The organism is Stenotrophomonas sp. YJH_SMC_82 (assembly GCF_059368875.1).
The window spans coordinates 304,658-324,330 of the sequence record NZ_JCAFSE010000004.1 but is presented as its reverse complement, the minus strand read 5'-3'; the positions used below and the strand labels follow the sequence as shown (position 1 = coordinate 324,330).

The 19,673-nt window shown below is 66.6% G+C and carries 19 protein-coding genes and 1 riboswitch; of the genes, 6 read left to right on the top strand and 13 right to left on the bottom strand.

What is annotated here, in order from left to right:
• Positions 1 to 96 precede the first annotated feature (96 nt).
• Positions 97 to 3,336, bottom strand: a complete 3,240-nt coding sequence (locus AC5P53_RS16755; RefSeq protein WP_241887277.1) for an autotransporter outer membrane beta-barrel domain-containing protein — start codon at positions 3,334 to 3,336, stop codon at positions 97 to 99.
• Positions 3,337 to 3,880: 544 nt separating this feature from the next.
• Complete coding sequence (locus tag AC5P53_RS16750) at positions 3,881 to 4,327, bottom strand: hypothetical protein (RefSeq protein WP_241887276.1); 447 nt, start codon at positions 4,325 to 4,327, stop codon at positions 3,881 to 3,883.
• On the opposite strand from AC5P53_RS16750, the gene AC5P53_RS16745 reads away from it, so the two are divergent.
• The 3 genes from AC5P53_RS16745 to AC5P53_RS16735 all read left to right on the top strand — a co-directional run bounded on the left by AC5P53_RS16745 (position 4,328) and on the right by AC5P53_RS16735 (position 7,470).
• Positions 4,328 to 6,103, top strand: coding sequence for an autotransporter outer membrane beta-barrel domain-containing protein (locus tag AC5P53_RS16745; protein WP_241887275.1), 1,776 nt, complete (start codon positions 4,328 to 4,330; stop codon positions 6,101 to 6,103). It abuts the gene before it with no gap.
• Positions 6,104 to 6,559: 456 nt separating this feature from the next.
• Positions 6,560 to 6,970: a hypothetical protein gene (locus tag AC5P53_RS16740; protein ID WP_134808501.1), complete on the top strand. Its 411-nt coding sequence runs from the start codon at positions 6,560 to 6,562 to the stop codon at positions 6,968 to 6,970.
• A 128-nt stretch (positions 6,971 to 7,098) separates the two neighbouring features.
• Positions 7,099 to 7,470, top strand: coding sequence for a DUF805 domain-containing protein (locus AC5P53_RS16735; RefSeq protein ID WP_241887274.1), 372 nt, complete (start codon positions 7,099 to 7,101; stop codon positions 7,468 to 7,470).
• Positions 7,471 to 7,727: 257 nt separating this feature from the next.
• Here AC5P53_RS16735 and thiL read toward each other — a convergent pair whose 3' ends face one another.
• The 5 genes from thiL to AC5P53_RS16710 all read right to left on the bottom strand — a co-directional run bounded on the left by thiL (position 7,728) and on the right by AC5P53_RS16710 (position 11,643).
• Entirely contained in the window at positions 7,728 to 8,690 is a 963-nt protein-coding gene (gene thiL, locus AC5P53_RS16730) for a thiamine-phosphate kinase (protein WP_197574526.1), read from the bottom strand.
• A 125-nt stretch (positions 8,691 to 8,815) separates the two neighbouring features.
• Entirely contained in the window at positions 8,816 to 9,295 is a 480-nt protein-coding gene (nusB, locus tag AC5P53_RS16725; protein ID WP_005408062.1) for a transcription antitermination factor NusB, read from the bottom strand.
• Positions 9,292 to 9,759, bottom strand: coding sequence for a 6,7-dimethyl-8-ribityllumazine synthase (gene ribH / locus AC5P53_RS16720; RefSeq protein ID WP_005415267.1), 468 nt, complete (start codon positions 9,757 to 9,759; stop codon positions 9,292 to 9,294). The genes nusB and ribH overlap by 4 nt, the downstream gene beginning before the upstream one ends.
• 160 nt (positions 9,760 to 9,919) lie before the next feature.
• Positions 9,920 to 11,020, bottom strand: coding sequence for a 3,4-dihydroxy-2-butanone-4-phosphate synthase (gene ribB / locus AC5P53_RS16715; protein ID WP_014645922.1), 1,101 nt, complete (start codon positions 11,018 to 11,020; stop codon positions 9,920 to 9,922).
• Complete coding sequence (locus AC5P53_RS16710) at positions 11,017 to 11,643, bottom strand: riboflavin synthase (RefSeq protein ID WP_197606337.1); 627 nt, start codon at positions 11,641 to 11,643, stop codon at positions 11,017 to 11,019. The genes ribB and AC5P53_RS16710 overlap by 4 nt, the downstream gene beginning before the upstream one ends.
• A gap of 77 nt (positions 11,644 to 11,720) precedes the next feature.
• A riboswitch (FMN riboswitch) is annotated at positions 11,721 to 11,866 on the bottom strand.
• Positions 11,867 to 12,491: 625 nt separating this feature from the next.
• On the opposite strand from AC5P53_RS16710, the gene AC5P53_RS16705 reads away from it, so the two are divergent.
• The 3 genes from AC5P53_RS16705 (at position 12,492) to AC5P53_RS16695 (ending at position 14,673) form a co-directional block, all read left to right on the top strand.
• Positions 12,492 to 13,112, top strand: a complete 621-nt coding sequence (locus tag AC5P53_RS16705) for a hypothetical protein (RefSeq protein WP_014645920.1) — start codon at positions 12,492 to 12,494, stop codon at positions 13,110 to 13,112.
• A 152-nt stretch (positions 13,113 to 13,264) separates the two neighbouring features.
• Complete coding sequence (locus AC5P53_RS16700; protein ID WP_241887273.1) at positions 13,265 to 14,149, top strand: hypothetical protein; 885 nt, start codon at positions 13,265 to 13,267, stop codon at positions 14,147 to 14,149.
• A 146-nt stretch (positions 14,150 to 14,295) separates the two neighbouring features.
• The gene (locus tag AC5P53_RS16695; RefSeq protein ID WP_014645918.1) at positions 14,296 to 14,673 is read left to right on the top strand and encodes a hypothetical protein; all 378 of its coding nucleotides are present in this window, start codon (positions 14,296 to 14,298) and stop codon (positions 14,671 to 14,673) included.
• A 36-nt stretch (positions 14,674 to 14,709) separates the two neighbouring features.
• Here the strand turns inward: AC5P53_RS16695 and ribD are convergent, their stop codons facing one another.
• The 6 genes from ribD to AC5P53_RS16665 form a co-directional block, all read right to left on the bottom strand.
• Positions 14,710 to 15,795, bottom strand: a complete 1,086-nt coding sequence (gene ribD / locus AC5P53_RS16690) for a bifunctional diaminohydroxyphosphoribosylaminopyrimidine deaminase/5-amino-6-(5-phosphoribosylamino)uracil reductase RibD (protein WP_241887272.1) — start codon at positions 15,793 to 15,795, stop codon at positions 14,710 to 14,712.
• Between the two features lie 120 nt (positions 15,796 to 15,915).
• Positions 15,916 to 16,437, bottom strand: coding sequence for a transcriptional regulator NrdR (gene nrdR, locus AC5P53_RS16685; protein WP_010481984.1), 522 nt, complete (start codon positions 16,435 to 16,437; stop codon positions 15,916 to 15,918).
• Positions 16,438 to 16,589: 152 nt separating this feature from the next.
• On the bottom strand, positions 16,590 to 17,039 hold the full coding sequence (locus AC5P53_RS16680) for a hypothetical protein (protein WP_032962449.1): 450 nt from the start codon (positions 17,037 to 17,039) through the stop codon (positions 16,590 to 16,592).
• Between the two features lie 27 nt (positions 17,040 to 17,066).
• Positions 17,067 to 17,486 carry a hypothetical protein gene (locus AC5P53_RS16675; protein WP_049442181.1) on the bottom strand — a complete coding sequence of 140 codons (420 nt, stop codon included), beginning with the start codon at positions 17,484 to 17,486 and terminating at the stop codon, positions 17,067 to 17,069.
• A gap of 125 nt (positions 17,487 to 17,611) precedes the next feature.
• Positions 17,612 to 18,865 (bottom strand): serine hydroxymethyltransferase, encoded by a 1,254-nt coding sequence (gene glyA / locus AC5P53_RS16670; protein WP_014645914.1) that lies wholly within the window; start codon positions 18,863 to 18,865, stop codon positions 17,612 to 17,614.
• A 187-nt stretch (positions 18,866 to 19,052) separates the two neighbouring features.
• Positions 19,053 to 19,523, bottom strand: coding sequence for an RcnB family protein (locus AC5P53_RS16665; protein ID WP_049408719.1), 471 nt, complete (start codon positions 19,521 to 19,523; stop codon positions 19,053 to 19,055).
• Positions 19,524 to 19,673 lie beyond the last annotated feature (150 nt).

Below are 19,673 nucleotides of genomic sequence, written 5' to 3'. Positions count from 1 at the left end.
GATCGCAGTGAGCCGAGCATAGGCTTGGCTCTACAGCAGCAACTGGGGGTCAGAGCCCATTGCCTTGGCAATGGGATCCGACCCCGCTTCATGCGCTTACCAGGCCATGCGCAGACCCAGCTGGCCACCTACGTTGCGGTAGCCATGATCGCCGCGCTGCACGCTCACGCCACCCCACGCACCCCAACGCTGGCCCAGCCTCAGCTCGGCACCGGCCTGCACTTCATAGCGGTTGCGCGGCACGTCCGCACCCAGCGTGTCGCCGTTGAACTGCAACGTGCTGGTGCCGCTGCCACGTAGCCAGTTCACGCCCAGGTACGGCTGCACGATGTTGCCGGCGGCCGTGCCATGGCCGAACACACGCACGCCCAGGCGCCCGCTCAGGCCACCGGCGTCGGCGTGGTCGACCACCGTACCGTTGCTCTCCACGTGCCGATCGGCGCGGAAATCGACATGGCTCAGCTGCAGCTGCGGCTGCACGTACAGTGCGCTGGCGGTGCCCTGCCACATCTTGAAGGTGTAGCCGGCCTCCAGCGACGCACTGGCCATGCGCGAGTCGTAGTGCTCCGGCGCCAGGCCGATGCCCTGCACCCGGTTGTCGAAGCGGCCGTACTGCAGGGCCGCATCCACATATGCGCCCCGCGTACTGTCTGCATCCTGCATCCAGGTGCCGTACACACCCACGGCGCTGCCACGCACCCGGCCCTTGGCGCTGTAGCCGGTCAGATCGGACACTGCGCTGCTGTCGGCGCGGCCGCTGCCCAGCATCACACCGGCAACCGCGTTGCCACGCTGCAGCAGGTCAGTGCCGATCTGCAGCACTGAGGCAGTGCCGTCCACCGACAACTGGCCACCGACCGCACTGAAATCAGCCTGGTTGCGGCCTACGCGTGCCCAGGCCTGGCGCTCGCCGTCCATCGAACGCGCGCCATTACGCTCGTGCATGCGGTGCGCGAACAGGTTGATCGCCGCCGACTGGTTGGCCAGGTATGCCCCCGCTTCCGGGCGCAGCACCGGTGGCGGCAGGATCGGATCGCCCGGATCGCCCGGATCGATCGGATCGATCGGATCAGTCGGATCGGTTGGATCCGGATCCGGATCCGGGCCCGGATCGACCACGCACCCCGGTGCGGCCGGGTTGTCCTGGCAGATATCGAACCACTGCGAACGCAGGTACCAGTTGCCATCGGAAGGATCGGCCAGGCCGCCCTGGAACAGGAAGTACTCGTACGATCCGCCCACCGCGCGGCCGCTCAGCGTGTAACTCGCCAGCGATGCACCGTCGATCTCGATCAGCGCGATGCCATCCACGGTAGGTGCGCCTACGCCACCGATGTTCTTCACCGCGATCAGCGCGTCGCCGGAGCTGTCGCCGCGCACGTGCAGGCGGTCCATCGCGCTGTCATCGCCGGCCAGCGTGCCCTGGAACAGGAACGTCGCCCCTGCGCTGTGCAGGTCGCCGTCCACGGTGAGCGTATTGAAACGGCCGCTGCCGTCGGACAAGGCCACGCCACTGTTGAGTACCTGCAACTCGCCCACCGTGGCATCACCGGTCAGCGTCCACTGGCTGCCGTTCTCGATCACCATCGTCTGCACCAGATCCGACGAACCCTGCCAGAGCGAACCATCGGCCAGCCGTACATGCACGTCCGACTGTGGCGGCAGCCCAGCGTCCTCGTCCTCCGGGGTGATGGCGATGTCACCGTCCATCCGCGAGCGGCCCTCCAGCACCACATCGAAGCGCCCGGCCACTGCGGCATCCAGTGCCAAGGCGATGCCATTGCCGCCCGATACCACCGCACCATTGGACAGGGTCAGGCCCGGGTCGCGGCTGCTACGCAGCCATACGCCACCATGCTGGACGCTCACCAGCGAGCCGCCGTCGATACGCATCCGACCGTTGTCATTGATCACCGCCGCCCACGCGCCCTCGCCTTCGGTGCGTACATGGGTGTTGTTCAAAGCGATCTGCCCAGCACCACCGGCAATGACACCGTGCGAGGATCGGCCGACGGTCTGCAAGCGGCTGTCGACCAGCGTGACGGTCCCGCCGGTGCGCGCAATCGCCGCAGCAGACCCATCTCCTTCGGTCAGCACCTGGGAATCGACCGCCTCGATCCCGGGCGGCCGCCCGGCGCCACCCTGCGCATACAGACCATGGGCAGAACGCCCCCCTGTGCGCAGGTTGGTACTGAAAAGCTGCGCGCTGCCGCCCCGTGCATCAAGGCCGAGCCCACCGTCTCCCTGGGCCACCACTGAAGACTCACTCAGCACCAGCGTGGAATCGTTCGGCATCCAGATGGCGGTACCTGCAGACGTTGCAAGCGAGCTGCGCTCCACTGTCACGACGTTGCCTCGGCCATTGATATCCAATGCGACCAGCTCGCTGCGGACACTGCTGTCACGCAGGTTCACGCTGCCATTGTCCATCAGCCTCAGTCCCGTATTGCCGGACAGCTCGCTGCTCTGCACGTCCAGCGCACCACCTGACTGATCGACGGCACGACCATGGGCGCCCTGCACGCTGATGCGGCTGTCGGAAACGTTTACGCTGCCTCCCATCGCCAGACCGACGGCGGCGTCACCGCGCATGTCGATGTCCACACCCTTCATCACCAGGCGCGCGCCGCGATGCGCCGTTGCGGCCACACCCGAATGACCCACGCGTCCAATGCTCGCGTCCTGCAGGACGACCTCGGCCGTGCCGGTCGCCAGGACACCATTGCCCGCGTCACCCGCCATGTCGATGTGGACCCCATCCAGCGTTGCTGTGCCCGCATTCGCATACAGACCGTAAGTACCGTAGCGGTTCACCTGCAACTGAGCGCCCTGAACCTGCAGCGTGCCCCCCATCAACCGCAGCGCATCGCCGCCAGTGCTGCGGACCTGCACGTTTCTCAGCACGGCATCCGCCCCCTGCACCTGTACCCCGTGGGCGCTGTTGCCGCGTGTCTCGATCACTACATCGGCGGCCTCCAGCCGGGCGCCCGTAGCAACTGACGCGCCTGCTGCGGAGATGCCGGTGGTGCTCACCGATGCGCCCTGCAACGAGATCAGGCTGCCGGTACCTTCGGCGTGCGCAGCGTGCGCTCCGCGTCCTTCGGTGGAGAGGTTGACCGGCCCTGTCGGAAGAATGCGGCCGCCGTTGACTGCGTAGAAGGCATGCCCCGACGGGTCGCCCGGCAGCACCGGCTCAGTGGTGTGGTAATCGCCTTCGGCAGGCATCTGGTCGTCGCCGTCGGCCACGATCTGCTGGGCCGAGGCGGGAATGCTTGCAAGCAGTGCAATGGCGAGGGCGGCGGCCAGCGCATGGTGGCGTGGGGTGGGTGTGTGCATGGGGTTGCTCCTGAAAGGAGGCGCCATGCTCGTCATCTCCGTTCACTGCCTCCATCGAATCACTTGCAACCCACCTGCGACAGGCTGTCGCAGTGCTGGCTGAAAGCTGAAGGCGCTACCGGTGTTCAGTGTGCTTTACAACTTTTTGCATGGGTTCGGCCGGGCTGCGCACAGAGACTGGCGCCAGTAGAGACACATGACTTCGCAATTGCCCACCCTTCACGCCACCATCACAGAGATGAAGGATATACGGCACTTCGTCTGAATGCGGTTGCGTCGTGTCGCGTCTCTCCCCCTTCTCCGACACAAGGATTCCCCCATGAAGCGCACCGCCACCGCATCCCATCCTCTGACGCCGCGCCCGCTGTTCCGCAGCCTGTTGCTGGCGCTGGCGTCCCTTCCCGCCGGGGTCGTTTTGGCCGGCGATCTCGATGGCCAGACTGCGGAGGTCGGTGCTGGGGATCCGGTCGAAGCGTGGACGTTGAAGAACGGCTCGCTGCTGACCGTGAACGGAGGAGCGGCCCAGACCATTCTGGCCGATGACTCACGCGTAACGCTGGTTGCTTCGACGGTCTCGCGCAAGCCATCGGGCGACTACGCCGAACATGCCGTAAAGCTGGATGGAAATTCGCTGCTGGACGCGCGTGACAGTACTTTTGTGGGGAACCTGCGAGTACACGATCAAGCGCAGGTTACGCTTTCCGGCTCTCACGTTGTGGTCTCGCCCGGTGCAGGCCAGCAACCTGGTGACAGGCAGTCCGTAGGCCTGGGTTTTTCCGGGATGAGCGTTGGCAGTGGGCGCATCCTGCTCGACGCAAGTACCGTCAGGGTTGATGCCCTGCCCACGAGCAGTGGCAATCCTCTCTCGGACGGCGTGGGGGCACTCATGACCCATGGCAGTCTCGTGCTGCACAACCGCTCCCGTATCGATGCCGAGAATCATGGTGTTGTCATCTCGCCAGTCGCAAACGGACAGAACTTCGAGGTGCATTTGGACCGTTCAACCCTGTCGGCCAAGAGCGCGGCAGCCATCTGGGTCCATGGCCGTGCCAGTGATGCTCACATCGATGTCGCCGTTGCCAACGGCAGCCAACTGCATGGAGGGGATGGAATTCTCATCCAACTGAAAGGGCGGACCGCTGTCGCAGCTGGCCGCACCACAGTCGATTTCACTGTCGATGACTCGCGCATCGCTGGCGATGTGGTGCTGGACACGACAACGGTCCCCAACGGCATGATCAACGTGGAACTGCGCAACAAGGCACAGATCGACGGCCGCTTCTTCAACGTCACCTCGGCCAGCATCGACGGCGACAGCACCTGGCTGATGTCCGGCGACAGCACTGTCGGTCATCTCGCGCTGGGTAGCACCGGTACGGTGGCGCTGGGCAATGGCAGTACGTTCAACACGCTCACCGTGGATACCTTCGACGGGGCCGGTGGCACCCTGCTGTTCAACACCCAGCTGGGCGACGACAGTTCGGCCACCGACACGCTGATCATCAAGGGCGACGCCAACGGCCAGGCCAACGTGCGTGTGCTCAATGCCGGCGGCGCAGGCGCCAAGACCGACAAGGGCATCGAGCTGATCCGTGTGGGCGGTGCGTCCAATGCGCAGTTCGACCTGCAGGGCCGCGCGGTGGGTGGGCAGTACGAGTACTTCCTGTTCAAGGACGCGACCAACGGCGGCTGGTACCTGCGCTCGGAACTTGCCGGGGCGCCGGATCCGTGTGTGATCGACCCGACGCTGCCGGAGTGTAAGCCGGTCGATCCGGTGGACCCGGTGGACCCGGTGGACCCGGTGGATCCGGTCGATCCGGTCGATCCGGTCGATCCGATCGACCCCACGCCGGTGTTGCGCCCGGAAGCCGGCGCGTACCTGGCCAACCAATTCGCGATGGACCAGCTGCTGCGCCATGGCTGGCGCGACCGCCAGGGCGGCAACACCTCCGCCATTGATGGCGTGCGTGGCTGGGCCCGCGTGGACGCTACACAGAGCAAGCTGTCGGCGGTGGAAGACCAGCTGGACCTGCGCGTGGACCGCTCGCGCCTGCAGCTGGGTGCGGACATCGGCGTGTTCGACAACGGCCAGGGCCGCGTGGGCGTGATGGGTACGCTGGCCAAGTCCGACGCCACTTCACGTTCACAGCTGACCGGCTACAGCGCACGCGGCAAGCTCAACGGCGGCGCGCTGGGCGTGTACGGCAATTGGAGCAACGATGCACTGTATGTGGATGCCAGCGTGCAGCGCGGCCACTTCCGCAACCGCGTGCAGGGCGAAGGCCTGGCCGAGGAACGCTACGACTCGGACATCTGGCAGAGCTCGCTGGAAGCCGGCTACCGCTTCGGCATCGGCCAGATCGGCAGCACCGCGCTGAGCTTGCAGCCGGAACTGCAGCTGGTCTACACCGACGCCAACACCGATCGCCACGAGGAAGCCAACGGCACGGTGGTGCGCAGCCTGGGCGACAGCGGTCTGTCCGGCCGCGTGGGCCTGCGCCTGCAGGGCGAAGGCCGCAGTGCCGCCGGCGCGTCGGTCAGCCCGTATGTGGTGGCCAACTGGTACCGCGATGGCGCCAGCAACGGCATGGCGTTCGACGATGAAGCGCTGAAGGCCGGCGTGCCGCGCAGCCGCTACGAGTTGAATGCCGGTGCGCGCGTGGACTTCCGTTCCGGGCTGAGTGCCTGGGGTGGCTTCGGCGTGATGCGCGGTGACCATGGTTACCGCGAAGCGACGGCGAACCTGAGCATGTCGTACAAGTGGTGAGGTAGAAGCGCGTTCTACTTTCTGTAGAGCCGAGCCATGCTCGGCTGCTTCTCGATGAGATTGTGATGAGCCGAGCGTCGGCTCGGCTCTACACGAATGTCGCGATTGCCACGCTGTGGCGTGCGCCGCGCGATTGCAACGCTTTCGAACTTTCCAACAATTCTCATTGGTAGCACTGGCACTTCATGCAAATCATGTAGCGCCACCGACAACGGGTGGCACGGGCTTCCAATCCCGTTAGGTTGATGTGTTGGTTACGCTTGCCTGCCGGCGCCGCTCTTTCCTTGTTGGGTGGCGTCGGCAGGCATTCTGTCCGCGCTTACATGGCGGGCGGTGCGTGGGGGCCTCGTGCCCGCCGGCGCTTCTACATCGACCTCCGGTATTGGAACCACGCACCGTCCGCCACCCTCGCTGTTAAGCAGGGTGGCCCCTTGCCGCTTGCACAAGGACGCCGCCATGACCGCTTCCCCTTACCCGCACCTGTTCGCCACCCTGGGCGAGGCCGCCACGCGCCTGCCCGATGACCTGGCCCGCACGCTGGAAGACACCATCGTTGCGCTGCAGACCGGTAACAGCCCTGGCGCCATCACCCTGCAGGCCTGCCTGCAGTACATCCGCCAGGGCGATGCCGCCGACGGCCAGCCGTGGCCCGGCCACAACCGTACGCCTGGTCAGCGGCTGGCCTTGGCGCGCATCGACCGCGCCAATGCGGGGCTGAGTTTCCTGCTGGAACTGCTGCACGCCACTGAACGCGTCCGCGTGGACGGGGATATTGATCAGCAGATAGGCGATGGCGCGCGCGAGGGCCTGCTACTGGCCTGCCGTGGATTGGCCGAGTATGTGGATGTGCAGTTGCGGGCAGTGTAAGCATCCAACAAGGAGAAGTGCGGGGTAGCGCTCAGTTCAGTTGCACGCTGCGTGCAATTCCAACGATTCCGATTGTTCATCATCACAGGAGCACCAATAGTGCGCACTTCTTTTCAGGGAGTGCCCGGATGCACAAGATGATGATTCCGCTTACCCGCTATGCCCAGTTCAGCGGGCGCGCCAGCCGCGGTGAGTTCTGGTGGTTCCAGTTGTTCATCATGATCCTGTTGATTCCGTCGAATGTGCTGGGCTTCATTGCTGGCTACACCGGTTCAAGCACGCTGGCACTGATATCGACGGGCGTGGGCGCGTTGGTGTGGCTGGCGATCATCGTGCCGATGATTGCAGTGACCGTGCGCCGCCTGCATGACACCGACCGTTCCGGCTGGTGGTGCCTGCTGATGCTGGTGCCGATCGTGGGCCTGGTGGTGCTGGTGTTCCTGCTGCTACCCGGCACGCCGGGCAACAACCGCTTCGATACAGCGGTTCCGCACGTGTAACCCGCCCGCGTTGGTGGGTGTCGACCTTGGTCGACACGCTGTTGGCACGGGCGGCTGACGCATTCGTGCCAACCAAGGTTGGCACCTACCAGAGCAACACCGAGGTGTTCCCGCCTGGGTAGGTGTCGACCTTGGTCGACATGCTGTTGGCAAGGGCGGCTGACACATCCGTGCCAACCAAGGTTGGCACCTGCCAGAGCAACACCGATCTGACCCCACACCGAAGCTTGGCACCCAGCAGGGCGGTACCGCTGCGGCTACGCGAAGTGCTGGTAACCGCCGTCGGCGGCTTCGCCATCCACATGCACGCCCTGCCCTTCGGCAATCCGACCGATGCGGGTGAGCGGCACGTCCAGCGATTCGGCGAGGTAGTGCAGTGCGTCGCGCTGGTCGGCGGCGGCGGTGAAGCACAGTTCGTAGTCGTCGCCCCCGCGCAGTGCGCAGTCGCGCGCAGTGTCGCGGCCGAGCAGCTCACGCAGCGCGTGCGAGATCGGCAGCGAATCGGCGTCCACATGCGCGGCCACGGTGCTACGCGTGGCGATATGACCGAGGTCGGCCAGCAGGCCGTCGGACACATCCACCGCCGCGTGCGCGAAGGCCCGCAGGCGCAGGCCCAGGGTCACGCGCGGCGTCGGCCGCAGCAGGCGCAGGCGCAGGCTTTCGTAGTCGGCCAGCAGCGTGGCGGTGGCGATGCTCAACGCACCTTGTTGCCACAGGCGCAGCGCGCCGGCGGCATCGCCCAGCGTGCCACTCACCCAGACATCATCACCCACCTGCGCGCGGTCGCGCCGCAGGGCCTGGCCACGCCCGACCTGGCCCATCGCGGTCACCGACAGCGACAGCGGACCACGCGTGGTGTCGCCACCGATCAGCGCGATGTCGTGCTGGTCGGCCAGGGCGAAGAAGCCATCGGCAAAGGCCTCGATCCAATCTTCAGACGCTTCCGGCAGGGACAGTGCCAGCGTGCACCACGCCGGGCGCGCGCCCATCGCGGCCAGGTCCGACAGGTTGACCGCCAGGGTCTTCCAGCCGATGTCGAAGGCAGGCGTCTCAACCGGGAAGTGCACGCCGCTGTTGAGCGTATCGGCGGTGACCACCAGTTGCTCGTTGGCACGCGGCTGCAGCAGCGCGGCGTCGTCACCGATGCCGAGCAGGATGTCGTCGCGCTCGAGGGTGCGGGCGCGGATGCGGTCGATGAGGGCGAATTCGGCCAGGGACATGGGGCGTTCTGCTTTTTTGTAGAGCCGAGCCATGCTCGGCTGCAGTTCGATCACGCGCCGCATTGCCGAACGCAACCGTGCGCTGCACGGTGAGCCGAGCATGGCTCGGCTCTACAGAAATCGGGTCAGTGACCCGATTCGACCTTGCGCCATTCCACGGCGGCACGATCCAGCACGCCGTTGACGTAGGTGTGGCCGTGTTCGGAACCGAAGCGCTTGGCCGATTCGATCGCTTCGTTGATCACCACGCGGTATGGCACGTCCAGGCGGTAGCGCAGCTCGTAGGCGGCCAGGCGCAGCACCGCGCGTTCGATCGCGTCCACTTCCTCGATGCCACGGTCCAGGTACGGGCCGAGCGCTTCATCGATGTCACGACGGTTGTCGAGCACGCCGTGCAGCAGCGCCTCGAAGTACGCCAGGTCAGCGATTTCACGGGCCTGCTCGTGGGCGAACTGGGCGATCAGCGACTGTGCGTTGCCGCCGGAGATCTGCCAGGCGTAGATGGCCTGCACGGCACGACGGCGGGCGCGCGAGCGCAGCACCGGATCGACGCCATCGCGGCGGACGGGTTTACCGGAGGGCTTGCCCTGGGTGTTCTTGTTCATGGCAGTTGCTCCAGCAGATTGACCATTTCCAGTGCGGCGAGTGCGACTTCCTCGCCCTTGTTGCCGTGGCTGCCGCCTGCGCGCGCCTCGGCGTCTTCAACGCGTTCCACCGCCAGCACGCCGTTCAGCACCGGCACGCCGAAATCCAGCTGCACGCGCATCAGGCCTTCGGCGCAGCGGTCGGCCACGTGTTCGTAGTGGCGGGTGTCGCCACGGATCACGCAGCCCAGGGTGAGGATGGCGGCGTGTTCATGGGCGGCGGCCAGGCGCGCGGCCACCAGCGGCAGTTCCCAGGCACCCGGCACGCGGATCACGTCGATGTTGGCTTCGGTGATGCCGTTGCCGGCCAGGCTCAGGCGCGCGCCTGCGACCAGCGCGTCGGTGATGCGGGCGTTCCAGCGGCTGGCCAGGATGGCGAAGCGCGCCGACTCGGGAGTGCGAAGATCGCCTTCGTAGTGGCTCATATGCGGCTTAGGGACTCGATAAGGGGGTAATTCTAGCGTGGATGGGCCCCGGCCGTGGCTGGCGGGGGCCCGCAGGGTGTGCCGACCAACGGTCGGCACCCACCGGTGGCATGGGGCCGGCACCCACCGGTAGTGCCGGCGGCTGGCCGGCAATCCCCCATTACAGGGTGACCGTCTCCACCACTTCCAGGCCGTAACCGGCCAGGCCAACCTGGCGGCGCGGGGTGCCCAGCACCCGCAGCTTGCCCAGGCCCAGGTCAGACAGGATCTGTGCGCCGGCACCGTTGCGGCGCCACTGGCCCACATCCTTGTCCTTGCCCGGCACCACCGGCGCCGGCTGCTGGCGCAGGCGGGCCAGCAGGGCTTCACCGTCGCGCGGGGCCGACAGCACCACCATCACGCCGGCGCCCTCGGCATCGATCGCGCGCAGGGCATCGGTGGCCGCCACGCCGAAGTCGTCGCGGCGCCAGTGCAGCAGGTCGGCCAGCGGGTTTTCCACCTGCACGCGCACCAGGGTCGGGGTGTCCGCATCCGGCGTGCCACGAACCAGCGCGAAGTGCAGGTCGTGGGCGATGCGGTCGCGGTAGGTCACCAGCTTGAACGGACCGAATTCGGTGTCGATCTCGCGCTCGTCCACGCGCTCGACGGTCTTTTCGGTGGCCAGGCGGTAGGCGATCAGATCGGCGATGGAGCCCATCTTCAGGCCGTGCTCGCGGGCGAACACTTCAAGCTCCGGGCGGCGCGCCATGCTGCCATCCGGGTTCAGGATTTCCACCAGCACGCCGGCCGGTTCCAGCCCGGCGAGCATGGCCAGGTCGACGCCGGCTTCGGTGTGGCCGGCGCGGGTCAGCACGCCGCCCGGCTGGGCGATCAGCGGGAAGATGTGGCCCGGCTGGTGCAGGTCCGACGGCTTGGCATTGGGCTTTACCGCGGTGCGGATGGTATGCGCGCGGTCATGCGCCGAAATGCCGGTGGTGACGCCCTCGGCGGCCTCGATGCTGACCGTGAAGTTGGTCTGGAACTGGGCGGTATTGGCCTGCACCATCGGCGCCAGGCCGAGGTCGGCGGCGCGGCTGCGGGTCAGCGGCAGGCACACCAGGCCGCGGCCGTGGGTGACCATGAAGTTGATGTCCGACGGCTTGACCAGCTCGGCGGCCATGATCAGGTCGCCTTCGTTCTCGCGGTCTTCGTCATCGACGATGACCACCATGCGGCCCAGACGGATGTCTTCCAGGATTTCCGGAATCGGGGCGAAGTTCATGCTGCGTCTCCCTGTGGGTGCTGACCGTTGCTCGGCACACCCATCAATCGCTCGACGTAACGGGCCACCAGATCGATTTCCAGATTGACCGCGCTGCCCACGCCGGTGGCGGAGAAGGCGGTGTTGGCCACGGTGTGCGGGATCAGGGCGACTTCGAAGCCTTCGTCGTCCACTTCGTTGACGGTGAGGCTGACGCCGTCCACGCAGATCGAGCCCTTCTTGGCGATATAGCGGCGCAGCGAGGCAGGCGCGGCGAAACGCCAGCGCTGGGCGCGCGCGTCTTCATGGATGGACAGCACCTGGCCGAGGCCGTCGACGTGGCCGCTGACCAGATGGCCGCCGAGGCGGTCGGTCGGGCGCATGGCGCGCTCCAGGTTGATGACCGCGCCCTCGCCCAGCTGGCCCAGCGTGGTCAGGCCCAGGGTCTCGGTGGAGGCATCGGCCTGGAAGCTGCTGGCGTCGAACGCGATGACGGTGAGGCAGACACCGTTGATGGCAATGCTCTCGCCCATCTGCACGTTGTCGAACGGCAGATTCCCGACGTGGAAGGTGAAGCGGACATCGCCGCCGATGGATTCGCGTGCGGCCAGACGGCCGACGCCTTCGATGATTCCAGTAAACAAGTAACGTTCTCCGCGAAAAGTGAGCGAAAAACGCCGCAAGGCAAACAGGCGGGCGCAGGGCCGCGAAGGCCCTGTGGCACCGTCTTCTTTCATCCGGACTATGACCGTCGGCTCCGGCATTGGACCGGATCTGCTGACCCCCGGCCGTGGGCCGGGGCGCTCGCGGGCTCGTGCTTGCGCACCTACCGCCGGTGGGGAATTGCACCCCGCCCTGAAGACGTTTGTGTACCGGCGAACCGGCGTGGCTAGTGTACCAGCCCGTGCTGAACGGGGTGGGGATGACCGGGTTCTGATCCCTTTCCGCAGGCAAGGGCTCTGGCCCCGGCCCTCTCGAAATCGCTACGGGTCAGAGCCGTTTTCCGACGGAAAACGGATCTGACCCCGATCCAGGCCCGCTCGCACTCTGATGACCGGGGTCGGATCCCTTTCCGCAGGAAAGGGCTCTGACCCCGGGTCCCTCGAAATCGCGGAGGGGTCAGAGCCGTTTTCCGACGGAAAACGGATCCGACTCCGATGCAGGCCCGCTCGCATTCTGATGACCGGGGTCGGATCCCTTTCCGCAGGAAAGGGCTCTGACCCCGGGTCCCTCGAAATCGCGAGGGGTCAGAGCCGTTTTCCGACGGAAAACGGATCCGACCCCGATGCAGGCCGGCTCGCACTCTGATGGCCGGGGTCGGATCCCTTTCCGCAGAAAAGGGCTCTGACCCCGGCCAAGCCAGACCAGCTTGTGACGGCGGTCTCTCGCATTTTGTAAAACTTTCATTAAAATCCCCAGCGGACGACATGAGGTCGCCACGGGCAGCCGCGAGGGCAGGCCCGCCAATGGACTGAAATTCACAGGAATTCCCATGCGCAAGATCCTGATCGTGGCCGCCCTGCTGGCCGCTGCTCCGTTCTCGGCTTCGGCCGACGCCCTGAGCTACACCTACGTGGAAGGTGGCTGGACCCAGGTCCAGGTTGACGACAACGTGCTGGACGACCCGAAGGTCGACGGTGGCTACCTGCGCGGCTCGGTCGCGCTGGCCGAGCAGGTCTACGTGTTCGGTGGCTGGTCGCGCACCAGCAAGACCCGCCACTACGGCGAAGACTCGCTGAAGCTGGAACTGAACCAGCCGGAGCTGGGTATCGGCTACCACATGCCGTGGACCGACCGCCTGGACTTCACCGCCGATGCCGCCTGGGTGCGCCAGAACGCCGAATCGACCCTGCGCTACGACGGCGTGCGTTACCACGGCAAGGACCACACCAACCTGGGCCGCGTCACCATGGGTATCCGCGGCAAGCCGTCGCGCATGACCGAAGCCTGGGCCAAGGCCGGTTACATGGATGGCGGCAACAACTACAAGGGCACCTGGGTCGGCACCGTCGGCGGCCAGGTCAACTTCACCAAGACCTGGGGTGTAGTGGGCGAGATCGCCGGCTACCGCGACGTCACCCAGTACTCGGTCGGCGTCCGCGCCAGCTTCTGATTTACCGATCGCTCCTCGTCGTGCGATCGAACGGGCCCCGCAAGGGGCCCGTTTTTTTTGGGCCCGCGCGCGCCGGCAGGCGGCCACAGGCACCAACGGGCCTGCGCAAAGATGCGCTACGCTTGCGCGCCTCTGGAACAGGAAACACCGTCATGAAGACTCCCTTGCGTACCCTGCTGGCCAGCGCCCTGCTGGCGGCCCCGCTGCTGGCCGGCGCAGCCCCCGCCACGCTGACGCCCGAACAGGCTTTCGACCTGTACGCACGCGTGCTGCTGGAAGATGACGCCGCGGCGACCCGGGCGCTCAACGATGCGCTGAAGCCGGCGTTCGAAGGCCAGGACGCGGTGACCCCGAACCCGGGTGCGCTGGCCAAGGCGCTGGCCGAACCGTGGCAGGTCGTGCTTGCCAGCACCGGCGCAAAGGCCGACGCGGCCGCCAGCGAAGCGCTGTATGCCAAGGCCCTGCGTGATTCGAAGTGCCGCGCCAGCAAGAGCGTGATTGAAGACAACGAGTACGTGGAAGACCAGAAGCTGGCGCGCATCACTTTCAGCTGCCAGGTGCCCGACCTCGGCAAGGTGCGCCCGCTGTTCGCCGCCAGCCTTGCAGCCGACGCCAGCCCGGCCGCGCGCAAGCAGTTCACCGACGCCTACACCCAGGCGCTGCAGAGCGGTGCGCGCGTGCCGGTCAGCGGCACCTTCACCCTGTACCCGGCCAAGGACAACGGCTACTGGTACAGCGGCAACTTCGACGATCTGGTGGGTACCGTGACCGGCGCGCTGGCACCGTTCGAGGACTGGATGCAGGACGCGCAGGCGGCCAGCGCACCGAGGGTGACCGGCGTACCCGGCTGTGACCTGCTGTTGCAGCAGCACCGCGCCTGCGTGGCGAAGATCGCGCCGGACCAGATCAGTGGCGTGGATGCCATGACCGAGGAACTGAAGGCCAAGGCCAAGGTGAAGTCAGCCGAAGACATGACGCAGGAATGCAAGGCACTGCGCCCGATCGCCGAGATGATGTGGACCGACGAATGCGCGTAAGTGCGATGTAACGCCGAGCCTACGCGCTGCCCAGCGTTGCCGACGGCAAGGGCAACTGCATTTTCAGAACCCTTGCATGGCCCTGCGCGGCCTGCATGGTCAATGCTGTTGCCCTCTTCCACCAGGGCAACCGCATGAAACACCGTATGACGTCGACCGCGCTCATGTTGCTGGCGCTGATGGTGTGCTGGCAGGCCGAGGCGTCCAGGTTCAAAGCCACGAAGATCATCGTCGTCCAACCCTCGGTCGCCTTCGAGTCAACGCAGCTGAGCGACAGGCACCTGGATGCGTGGATGAGTGAGGATGATCACTGCCGCGACTTCCTGATGTACCACGACCAGTGTGCCGTGCTGGTACTGCCGGATGAGTACGACGACGGTTTTACGCGTCGCCAGTTGCGGTTCAAGGCGAGGCAACTGCCGGGCGAGGCGCTCGGCGCGTACTGCCGCGACCTGCATGTGCTGTGGAAGCAGCAATGGAAAGGCCAATGCCCCGTTGGCGAAGAAGACGACGAAGCGGCCTGACGCCATGGGCGTAGCCCCCTGCCCTGCGTCATTCCTTCATGGGCGCAGCAGCAGCCTGTTGTCCTCGCCGACCTGGCGCTGGTCAACCACGCGCAGGCGACGCTGCTGGTCCATGGCATCAATGCCGAGGCCAGCCAGCAGCGGGCGGCCGTTGTCGCCCAGCAGCGTGGGCGCCTGATAGAGCAGAAGCTCATCGACCCAGCCAGCGCGCAGCAGCGCACCGGACAGTGTCGCGCCGGCTTCGGTGTGCACTTCGTTGATGCCGCGCTCGGCCAGCAGCGCCAGCACCGCGCCCAGGTCCAACCGCCCCTCTGCGCTGGGCACGCTGGCGAATTCGGCATCGGCCGCATCCGGCGCGCTCACCGCCGCAGCGTGCAGGTACAGCGTCGGTGCCCCGCCCTCGCGCACGCGGCTGCATTCGAGCGAGCGCAGGCGCGAATCCAGCACCACACGCAGTGGTGCCATCACTTCGGTATCGGCCAGGCGCACGGTCAGCATCGGGTCGTCGGCCAGCACCGTGTCGGCGCCGGTCAGGATCGCACCGGCGCGCGCGCGCCAGTGCTGCACGTCCTCGCGCGCGGCCGGCCCGGTGATCCACTTGGAACTGCCATCGGCCATCGCGGTACGGCCATCCAGGCTGGCGGCCAGCTTCACCCGCAACCACGGCCGATTGCGCTCCACGCGCGACAGGAAGCCCTTGTTGAGCTCGCGCGCCTGCGCCGCCATCAGCCCTTCGGCGACGTCGATGCCGGCATTGCGCAGCAGATCGAACCCACCGCCATCGACCTTGGGGAATGGATCACGCATCGCCGCGACCACGCGCGACACGCCGGCTTCGATCAAGGCCAGCGCACACGGTGGCGTGCGCCCGTAGTGGGCGCAGGGTTCCAGGGTGACGTAGGCGGTGGCACCGCGTGCTTCGGTGCCGGCCTCGCGCAGGGCGAACACTTCCGCATGCGGGCCACCGGCGCGCTGGTGCCAGCCCTGCCCGACCACGCGTTCGCCATGGGCGATCACGCAGCCGACCATCGGGTTGGGGCGGGTGGTATAGGCAGCGCGCTCGGCCAGGCGCAGCGCGTTGGCCATGTGCAGGTGGTCGAGGACGGAGAACGAAGTGGTCATGCAGCCATGGTAACGCCGCCGGTGTTGATCCATGCCGTCAGTGCCAACCAACGGTTGGCACCCACCAGTGAATGCGGCCACCGGTGCCCACCAAGGTTGGCACCCCCAAGGCAGAGGCAGTCAGCCCTTCTTCTTCTTGGTCAGGGCGATCACATCGCCCAGCAGCTGCAGCTGTTCGGTACTGGACGGCAGGTCGCGCTCGAGCTTCTCGATCTCCTCGCGGAAATCGGCCACGTCCTCGAAGCTGCGGTAGACCGAAGCGAAGCGCACGTAGCCGACATGATCGAGCTTGCGCAGTTCGTTCATCACGAACTCGCCGACCTTGATCGAGGGCACTTCGCGCTCGCCGCTGATGCGCAGCTGGTGAACCACCGCACGCACCGCTGCTTCGATCTTGTCTTCGGCCACCGCACGCTTCTGCAGCGCGCGGTCGAAGCCAGCGCGGACCTTGCGCTGGTCGAACGCCTCGCGCGTGCCATCGCTCTTGACGATGGCCGGCAGCTTCAGTTCGACCGTTTCCAGGGTGCTGAAGCGCTCGCCGCAGGCTTCACATTCACGCCGACGACGGATCGTCGCGCCGTCTTCAGAGACGCGCGAGTCGATGACCCGGGTATCGGCATGTTGGCAGAAGGGGCAGTGCATGGAACGCCTGGCTCAGGAAAGTACCTATTGCCACGGTCATGGCAGCGTCGCAAAGGTACCTGAGAAAGGGCGCAGCGGCAAATGCTGTCTGCGCGGAAGTACCTGCATTTCGGCCAACCAGAGCGTCCAGTGAGGTCAGCAGGACCAGACGTTCAACCAGGTGCCGACGGCACCGGGGCCGCGCGTGCCCAGCGCAGCCACGCCAGGTGCCCGGCCATCACCAGCAGCGGCGGGCCGAACCCAAGGAAGGCCAGGGTCGAGATTTCCCCATGCTTGAAGGTGAAGTACAACGCGGCGGCGACCACGGCCAACGCGGCCAGCACCCCCAGCGCAAGGCCGACCCAGGCGACAACCGGTGATTGGCGCAGGCCGGCAACACCGCGCCACAGGAACAGGCCGCTCAGCCACAACCACGACAGCAGGCCGATGATTCCAGCCGACGACCACAGCAGCAACCACGTGTGCTCGTCGCCCGTCAGGTACTTGCCGTCCCATACGACCATCAGCCCCAGCACGGCACCCGTGCCGCCTGCCGCCACGGTGGGCAGGCCCACCAGCAGGCCGGCGATCGCCATCCAGCGTTTGTGCAGACGCTCATCCATGCGTTCGATTTCCTTCCATGGGCCACGTCATGCGCGGCGTTTGATCCACACCAGCATCGCAGCCGGCACCAGCATCGACGGGCCCAGCAGCAACAAGCCGATGCCTTCGGCATGCACGGCGATGCCCCACCACAGCGCCAGCCCCAGCGGGAGCAAGGCGGCGAGACCGCCCGCCAGCAGCATCCACCACCAGAGGCGGTGCACGTGCAGCCCGGCACGCCCCTGCAGCAGAAAACCCGCGCTGAGCCACAACCAGGCCAGGCAACCGGCAATGCCGGCCAGGCCCCACAGCGGCATCACCGTCACCGAGGCCAGCGTGCCATGACCGAACTGGCCCAGCCCCATCAGCAGCAGCATCGTCGCCGCCGCGCCGCCCATCACCAGGCTGGGCAGGCCAAACAGCACCGCCAGCGCGGTGTACAGGTACTTGAGGTGGCGCTCATCCATGCGCGGTTACTCCGATGCCGGGGTCAGAGCCCTTCCCTGCGGGAAGGGATCCGACCCCTGCGTCGATCCGGAAGGCGGGGTCGGATCCCTTTCCGCCAGGAAAGGGCTCTGACCCCACTCTCGGATCAGCCGTAGACCGGGTACTTGCGGCACTGCGCGCTGACGGCGTCGCGCACGCGGGCGATGACCGCGTCATCGTTCGGTGCGTCGAGCACGTCGGCGATCCAGTTGGCCAGATCCACGCAGTCCTGTTCGACGTAGCCACGGGTGGTCACCGCCGGCGTACCCAGGCGCAGGCCCGAGGTCACGAACGGCGAACGCGGGTCGTTCGGCACCGAGTTCTTGTTGACGGTGATGTGGGCCTTGCCCAGCGCGGCTTCCGCGTCCTTGCCGGACACGTCCTTGCCGATCATGTCCACCAGCATCAGGTGGTTCTGGGTGCCGCCGGAGACGATCTTGTAGCCACGCGCGATCAGCGTATTGGCCATCGCCTGGGCGTTCTTCACCACCTGCTGCTGGTAGGCCTTGAAGCCCGGCTCCAGCGCTTCCTTGAAGGCCACGGCCTTGCCGGCGATGACGTGCATCAGCGGACCGCCCTGGATGCCCGGGAACACGATCGACTGCAGCTTCTTGACCAGGTCTTCGTCGGCGCCCTTGGCGATGATGATGCCGCCGCGCGGGCCGCGCAGGGTCTTGTGGGTGGTCGAGGTGACCACGTGGGCGTGTTCCAGCGGGCTCGGGTAGACGCCTGCGGCGACCAGGCCGGCGACGTGGGCCATGTCGACGAACAGGTAGGCGCCGACCTTGTCGGCGATGGCGCGGAAGCGCGCCCAGTCGATCACCTGCGAGTAGGCCGAGAAGCCGGCCACGACCATCTTCGGCTTGTGCTCCAGGGCCAGGCGCTCGACTTCGTCATAGTCGATCAGGCCCTGGTCGTTGACGCCGTACTGCACGGCGTTGAACAGCTTGCCCGAGGCATTGACCTTGGCGCCGTGGGTGAGGTGGCCGCCGTGGGCCAGGCTCATGCCGAGGATGGTGTCACCCGGCTGCAGCAGGGCGAAGTACACGGCCTGGTTGGCCTGCGAACCGCTGTGCGGCTGCACGTTGGCATAGTCCGCATCGAACAGCTGCTTCAGGCGGTCGATCGCCAGCTGCTCGGCGATGTCCACGTATTCGCAGCCACCGTAGTAGCGCTTGCCCGGGTAGCCTTCGGCGTACTTGTTGGTCAGCTGGCTGCCCTGCGCTTCCATCACCGCCGGGCTGGTGTAGTTCTCGCTGGCGATCAGCTCGACGTGGTCTTCCTGGCGCTGGGTCTCAGCGGCGATGGCCTTGGCCAGTTCGGGATCGTAGGATTCGATGCGGACGTCACGCGGGAACATCGGGTACTCCAGCAGGCAGGGAAAAGGGGTACGGCTCAGCCCTCGATTGTAGCTCCGCACTGGCCCACTGGGGCCGAAACGGACGGGGCCGGCATCCCCGAAGGAATCCGGCCCCGTATGGTTTCGATTGATGTTGTGGGGTCAGAGCCCTTTCCGTTGGAATGGGATCCGACCCCGGCCGCGATCCTCAGCGACTGAGCACGTACTGGGCGATCACACCGGTGGCGATGGCCACCAGCAGCATGTTGCCGCGATCATCCCGGATCCACTGATGGCCGTACGGCGGGCGGCGCAGGTTGTAGCGCGGGTAGTCGTTCACCACGTAGACCGGGCCGCGGTAGTAGTCGCGGTAGCGGTGGCCGACCTTCCAGCCATAGCCCGGGCCATAGGCCGGGCGATAGACCACGCGCGGCGGTGCCGGGCGGTAGTAGCGATCATGGTCACGGTGCCAGTCGCGGCGGTCGCGTTCCCAGTCGCGCCGGGCCTCGCGGCGGTCGCGCTCCCAGTCGCGGCGGTCCTGGCGCCACTCACGGCGATCCTCGCGCCACTCGCGGCGGTCGTGGTCGCGGCGATGGTCGTTGTCGGCGAAGGCCGGGGTCACGGCGCCCAGCGCCAGCACAGAGGCCACGGCGCCGGCCATTACTCGATTGATGCGCATGTCAGACCTCTGCTTGGGTGGGTGGTGAGCCCATATTGCGCAACCGATCTGAACCGTTTCCGGCTGGAAACGCTTCCCGCTGCAGGACTGTGACGGAGCATTCAGGCCACGGCCAGCCTGCGCGGCTCCGGCCGGGCGCGGGCCGGAACC

What these genes read in the sequence shown, in the direction of transcription:
- AC5P53_RS16755 (WP_241887277.1), bottom strand. Translation starts at nt 3,336, where the DNA reads ATGCACACACCCACCCCACGCCACCATGCGCTGGCCGCCGCCCTCGCC.
- AC5P53_RS16750 (WP_241887276.1), bottom strand. Translation starts at nt 4,327, where the DNA reads ATGCACCTCGAAGTTCTGTCCGTTTGCGACTGGCGAGATGACAACACC.
- AC5P53_RS16740 (WP_134808501.1), top strand. Translation starts at nt 6,560, where the DNA reads ATGACCGCTTCCCCTTACCCGCACCTGTTCGCCACCCTGGGCGAGGCC.
- AC5P53_RS16735 (WP_241887274.1), top strand. Translation starts at nt 7,099, where the DNA reads ATGCACAAGATGATGATTCCGCTTACCCGCTATGCCCAGTTCAGCGGG.
- thiL (WP_197574526.1), bottom strand. Translation starts at nt 8,690, where the DNA reads ATGTCCCTGGCCGAATTCGCCCTCATCGACCGCATCCGCGCCCGCACC.
- nusB (WP_005408062.1), bottom strand. Translation starts at nt 9,295, where the DNA reads ATGAACAAGAACACCCAGGGCAAGCCCTCCGGTAAACCCGTCCGCCGC.
- ribH (WP_005415267.1), bottom strand. Translation starts at nt 9,759, where the DNA reads ATGAGCCACTACGAAGGCGATCTTCGCACTCCCGAGTCGGCGCGCTTC.
- ribB (WP_014645922.1), bottom strand. Translation starts at nt 11,020, where the DNA reads ATGAACTTCGCCCCGATTCCGGAAATCCTGGAAGACATCCGTCTGGGC.
- AC5P53_RS16705 (WP_014645920.1), top strand. Translation starts at nt 12,492, where the DNA reads ATGCGCAAGATCCTGATCGTGGCCGCCCTGCTGGCCGCTGCTCCGTTC.
- AC5P53_RS16700 (WP_241887273.1), top strand. Translation starts at nt 13,265, where the DNA reads ATGAAGACTCCCTTGCGTACCCTGCTGGCCAGCGCCCTGCTGGCGGCC.
- AC5P53_RS16695 (WP_014645918.1), top strand. Translation starts at nt 14,296, where the DNA reads ATGACGTCGACCGCGCTCATGTTGCTGGCGCTGATGGTGTGCTGGCAG.
- ribD (WP_241887272.1), bottom strand. Translation starts at nt 15,795, where the DNA reads ATGACCACTTCGTTCTCCGTCCTCGACCACCTGCACATGGCCAACGCG.
- nrdR (WP_010481984.1), bottom strand. Translation starts at nt 16,437, where the DNA reads ATGCACTGCCCCTTCTGCCAACATGCCGATACCCGGGTCATCGACTCG.
- AC5P53_RS16680 (WP_032962449.1), bottom strand. Translation starts at nt 17,039, where the DNA reads ATGGATGAGCGTCTGCACAAACGCTGGATGGCGATCGCCGGCCTGCTG.
- AC5P53_RS16675 (WP_049442181.1), bottom strand. Translation starts at nt 17,486, where the DNA reads ATGGATGAGCGCCACCTCAAGTACCTGTACACCGCGCTGGCGGTGCTG.
- glyA (WP_014645914.1), bottom strand. Translation starts at nt 18,865, where the DNA reads ATGTTCCCGCGTGACGTCCGCATCGAATCCTACGATCCCGAACTGGCC.
- AC5P53_RS16665 (WP_049408719.1), bottom strand. Translation starts at nt 19,523, where the DNA reads ATGCGCATCAATCGAGTAATGGCCGGCGCCGTGGCCTCTGTGCTGGCG.